Origin of the sequence: Limnothrix sp. FACHB-881 (genome assembly GCF_014698135.1) — a bacterium.
Lineage (GTDB): Bacteria > Cyanobacteriota > Cyanobacteriia > CACIAM-69d > CACIAM-69d > CACIAM-69d.
The window spans coordinates 1-4,477 of the sequence record NZ_JACJSN010000034.1 but is presented as its reverse complement, the minus strand read 5'-3'; the positions used below and the strand labels follow the sequence as shown (position 1 = coordinate 4,477).

Sequence of the window (4,477 nt, the reverse complement as noted above, 5' to 3'; positions counted from 1 at the left end):
CCTAGAACATCATCAGTTGCTAGGGTTGGTTAAAAACATCCGTCAGCGACATCGGTTGCGAGAAGCTCAACTTAAGGAGATTTGGGCTGATTCTCCTTAAGTTGAAGCCAGTGCATGGCGATGCGCCCCTACGGGATTTTGGGGGCCATGGGGCGATCGATTCACGGGCCACGGCGCGATCGACCCACCTCGCATTCAACGACCATCCCCGATCGGTTGGGCCGCCCCATGCCAACGGTGCGTAGGGCACAAACCCAATCACCGTCAACCGCCCACCGTTGCCCTACGACACCCTACGGGTCGGTGATGGTGCGTCGTTGCCGGATGGATTGGGCGATCGGAGAGGTCGGCGGCGCAAAATGTTTAGAGTTTAAGGAAAATAGCGATAGATCTCGCGACGATGTAGGGCGCGGACAAAAATAATGGTGTTGTCTTCTAATCGAAAGCCAAGGCGATAGTTGCCTACTCGGAGTCGATAGGTATTGGGGTGGCCTTCGATCGCTTTGATTTGACTCAACTCGCTTAAATGTTCGGCTGCTTCGATCGACAGTAGGGCGGTTTTGATGGCTTGTAATGCTGGGCGATCGCGAATGGCCTGCAAGTCTTTGCGAAAGCGCTTGAGAAATTGAACCTGCATTGTTGATCTAGTCCAACGCTTAACTATCCAACAGGGCAAAAATTTCAGCGCGATCGACAGGTTCTTCGTCTTCAGGCCCCAAGTCGTTCATGGCACGACCTAACGCCAAGTCTTCCAAAATTTCAAGCAAGAGGTCGCGCAACAGATCGCGACGATCGCGCAATAGTTCAATCAGCAGGGGTCGCATCAGATCGCGGAGGCGATCATCGGTCAGGGTCAGATCATTCATGATGATTTGCGCAAAACTGGGGAGGGACGATCGCGTTGTCTCAATGGTAGCGCGGGCTTTTGGGCGATCGACCTTATCGATCGAAACGAATTGACCCTTGAAGATCTCGCGGCTCGGAGAACGCATGGCGATGCGCCCCTACGGGATTTTGGGGGCCATGGGGCGATCGATTCATGGGCCACGGCGCGATCGACCCACCTCGCATTCAGCGACCATCCCCGATCGGTTGGGCCGCGTTCAATTTTCGGTGCGTGGGAGGAACCCATTCAGTCTTTTTGTGACTCTCTTTCGTGACTCTGCGGCCTTGCTCCCTACGGTTGATTGGCGGGGTGATCGGGCTGGGTGAGCGTGCTGGGAACTGCCACGGGCACAGGTGTAAGCGAGTCCAGCAAAATTTGGCGAGAGTCGGCCGTGAGGTGGCGGACTGTGGCGGCATCCAGATAGCCCCAAGCGTATTGGTCGCCCAAAATCCGTCGTTGATATTCGGAAATGGCTTCAATCCATTGAATTTGCAGCACCGTTTGGGTGGCCTCCCCGCCCGGGGGCAAGGAGCCGGAAATGGTTCCATTGCCATAAAACAGGCCCGGCTTGCCCAGAGCAGCGGCGATCGCCCGTTGGGATCGCTCCGTGAGGGCTGATCGGGAAAGCCGCACGAGGGGCCGATCGGGATCCTGCGTCAGGGTCACCATTTCCTGGGTGAGCTGACGGGTGAGGCCTTCGATTTGGCTGCGGGTGCTGTCAAATTGGATCAGGGCCAGGCGCTGCTGTTCTGGGCTAAGGACAGGGGGGCGAGCCGTCAGGACGCGGGGAATGAGGGCGGGGACTCCGGGGGTGGAAAAGTCGAGAGCTTCTCGGCTGGCAATGATGGCTGCGGAGACCAAAAAACAGCAGCCCAACCCAATGGCAGAAACCCAAGCGCTCGATCGGGAATAGCCGGGAGCCAGCCAATAGTTGCGGGCGGTGACGGTGGGCGGCAGGGGGCGCAGGGGAATCGTTTGGATGCTGGCGGCGGTGGGCGGCGGGGTCACCACCCGGGGAGCCTTGCGGTGCGTTTTCGCCAGTTGGATATGCTCGCCGCGCCGGATGGCGGCCGGAGAGGGAAAGGGATCGCGCCCTCGGAACTGCCGCGCCCGATCGCACCAGGGACAGGAACCCTGATGGCCAAAGTAGACATGCTGGGGATTGGCGCTACAGGTCACAAGGTTGTTTTCGGCGCTGTCCAAAACAGCGGCCCACTGACGGGCGCTGGGCCGATCGGCGGGGTGGCGGGTTTCAAAGGCCTGGCGAAAGAGGTTTTGCAATAGCGGATCGAGGCCTGCAAAGGGCGGCGCGATCGGCTTGGGCTTCCAACGGGGCGATCGGGCACTGTAGGGAAATTCTCCGGCCGCAATGCGTTGGTCAATCAGGGGCGGATCACCAGATCCCAAAAAAGCGCCATCGAAGGGGTGGGTTCCCTCCATCAACAATTGAAAGAGCAACACCGCCAACCCAAAACAGTCTTGGGCCGCAGTGCGATCGACCTCTCGAAAGTTGCGCCCTTGCAGTTCCGGGGGCGTATATTCCGGCTTGCCCACAGGACAACGGAAGGTGCGCCGTTGCTGGCGATCGACCACTTGAAACGAATCCGTATCCACCAGGGTGACCAGGGCGGTGGGGGCGGCCAGCACGTTGGACTCGTTCACATCCCCGATCGTGTAGCCTCGTTCATGGAGCACATCAACGGCAGCGGCCAGGTTACGAGCCATCCGCACCAGGTAGCGATAGGTGAGTCCCGGCAGCTCGCGCCGTCGCATCTTGGGCGTGTAAACCTCGTGTAGGGGGCGGGTTTCGGGTGCTTTGGGCATCAAAAACCCAACAATCGCCCCATCCACCACCACCGCATCCACGGGCCAGGCAATCGTAATCGGTGGTTCCAACGGATCCAGCGGCGGATCGTTCAACATGGCGGCCAGTTTGGCCACTCGATCGGGCGATCGTTGGTCGGGGTGATAAATCTTGGCCAGCAGGCTAGATTCTTCCGCAACCTGATAAATTTCCCCTTCGCCGCCCGCTTTCCCCGTGGTGCGCAGCGTGATCCGCTCGCCCGTCATGGCGCGTTGGGCCAGAAGGGTTCGGCTCCGTTTGGTTAGGTTCGATCGCTGCATGATCTGGGTTTTGCGCCGCCACCCTAAACATACTGAATTTCAGGGGCCAATTGCGGGAGCAACGTTCGAGCTAATGGCGGGGGCAATGGGAGACAATCGGAGGCAAATTCAACCGGACAGCGGGGCGATCGAGCCGCTCAAACCATGCCGCACCAGCATTAGTAATCTTCGTATTCCGGTTCCCGTTGCCGCACCTTCTCGGGAATCTCCAGCTTGGGTGCGCGGTAACCCGGTTCCTCATCAGTCCAAGCATCGGAATCTACGTTGTCATCGTAGCGATCGTAGACTTCCTCATAGTCATACTCATCTTCCCGCACATACTCGCGATCCCGTTCGCGGCGCGGGGGCTGATCGCTCCAGTTATCGTCCTCGTCGTAATCCTGGCGGCGTTGTTGGCCATAGCGCGGGGCCGGCTCTTCCCAGGTTTCCTCTTCCCAAGCTTCCTCTTCGTAGCGGCGCTCGGCTCGAGTTTCGGTGCGAATTTCTGGGCGGGCTTCGGTGCGCAACCCGGAGGCTAGCTGGTTGCCGGGGGCAGCGGTGGGAGTAAAGTACAGATCCTCTTCATCCCGTTCCCAGGGAGGACTGCTGAGGCCCAGACGCTCCAGGACACCAACGCTGAGTTGAATCAGGCGGGCTTCGGCCCCTTCAAACACAATCAGCCGATCGGGGCCCGTGCTGACCACTTCTTCGATCGGGAGTTCATAGGTGCTGATCACCTGTTCGGGCACTTGGGGCAAGCCGATCGAGGCAATGACGATCGAGACCAGCTTGCCATCCTCCACATCAAACTTGAACCCGCGTACCTTCCCCAGCAGTTCACCGGTTTCGGTGATCACCTCACAACCAATCAAGGTGTTGTAGGCATCCGCTTCAATGTAGTCCTCGATCGCCCGATCGTCCTCCACCAGAATCACATCACCAATTTGGCTGATGCTATCCAGGTTCATGAAGCGCGGCATCGCCGAAACGGCGAGGATATTGTCCTTTACGCCAAAGCCAATAATCTCCTGGCGATCAATATCGACCCAAACCTGGCTGATGATGCCCAGGCGCTTGCCGGTGTTTCGGGTAATGATTTGCGTTCCAAGCAGGTCAGAGCGCTGGCGAATCGATTCAGAGGTCATTGACTGCAAAGGGGGATGGATTGCAATAGATCCGAAGTCGGGATGCTTGTCGATAGTAAAGCATAGGTTGACGGATTGAGGGCGGGCGGCTGGTGGTGTCGATTGCCGAACGCGATTGATTTAGACCTAACTAGCTCGGCAAGTCTATTTCCGTAGGTCAAGTCAAATGACTGTTATCGTGACCCGATCGTCAGGTACTAGGGGACTGACAACAAGGGGCTGAGTCGCTCGTAGATACTGTGTTCCCCGGATAGACGCAAGGGGCTGAGAGTGAAGAAAGGTAAAGCTTAAGAGCCAGGAGCTGTGGCGACCGCTAGTTGGCTGGGGTCAAACGGTCTGCCAT

At 58.2% G+C, this 4,477-nt stretch carries 5 protein-coding genes; 1 reads left to right on the top strand and 4 read right to left on the bottom strand.

What is annotated here, in order from left to right; all coding sequences use genetic code 11:
- Window positions 1–101 precede the first annotated feature (101 nt).
- The gene (locus H6G52_RS18300) at window positions 102–245 is read left to right on the top strand and encodes a hypothetical protein (RefSeq protein ID WP_190530225.1); all 144 of its coding nucleotides are present in this window, start codon (window positions 102–104) and stop codon (window positions 243–245) included.
- 125 nt (window positions 246–370) lie between these two features.
- Here the strand turns inward: H6G52_RS18300 and H6G52_RS18295 are convergent, their stop codons facing one another.
- The 4 genes from H6G52_RS18295 to H6G52_RS18280 all read right to left on the bottom strand — a co-directional run bounded on the left by H6G52_RS18295 (window position 371) and on the right by H6G52_RS18280 (window position 4,134).
- On the bottom strand, window positions 371–637 hold the full coding sequence (locus tag H6G52_RS18295; RefSeq protein ID WP_190354816.1) for a type II toxin-antitoxin system RelE/ParE family toxin: 267 nt from the start codon (window positions 635–637) through the stop codon (window positions 371–373).
- 19 nt (window positions 638–656) lie between these two features.
- Window positions 657–992, bottom strand: a complete 336-nt coding sequence (locus H6G52_RS18290; RefSeq protein ID WP_190530223.1) for a hypothetical protein — start codon at window positions 990–992, stop codon at window positions 657–659.
- Between the two features lie 185 nt (window positions 993–1,177).
- The gene (locus H6G52_RS18285) at window positions 1,178–3,010 is read right to left on the bottom strand and encodes a hypothetical protein (RefSeq protein ID WP_190530221.1); all 1,833 of its coding nucleotides are present in this window, start codon (window positions 3,008–3,010) and stop codon (window positions 1,178–1,180) included.
- A 158-nt stretch (window positions 3,011–3,168) separates the two neighbouring features.
- Window positions 3,169–4,134 (bottom strand): PRC-barrel domain-containing protein, encoded by a 966-nt coding sequence (locus tag H6G52_RS18280; RefSeq protein WP_190530218.1) that lies wholly within the window; start codon window positions 4,132–4,134, stop codon window positions 3,169–3,171.
- Window positions 4,135–4,477 lie beyond the last annotated feature (343 nt).

Excerpts from the sequence above, each read along its gene's own strand:
- H6G52_RS18285 (WP_190530221.1), bottom strand. The coding sequence starts at position 3,010 with ATGCAGCGATCGAACCTAACCAAACGGAGCCGAACCCTTCTGGCCCAA.
- H6G52_RS18280 (WP_190530218.1), bottom strand. The coding sequence starts at position 4,134 with ATGACCTCTGAATCGATTCGCCAGCGCTCTGACCTGCTTGGAACGCAA.
- H6G52_RS18295 (WP_190354816.1), bottom strand. The coding sequence starts at position 637 with ATGCAGGTTCAATTTCTCAAGCGCTTTCGCAAAGACTTGCAGGCCATT.
- H6G52_RS18290 (WP_190530223.1), bottom strand. The coding sequence starts at position 992 with ATGCGTTCTCCGAGCCGCGAGATCTTCAAGGGTCAATTCGTTTCGATC.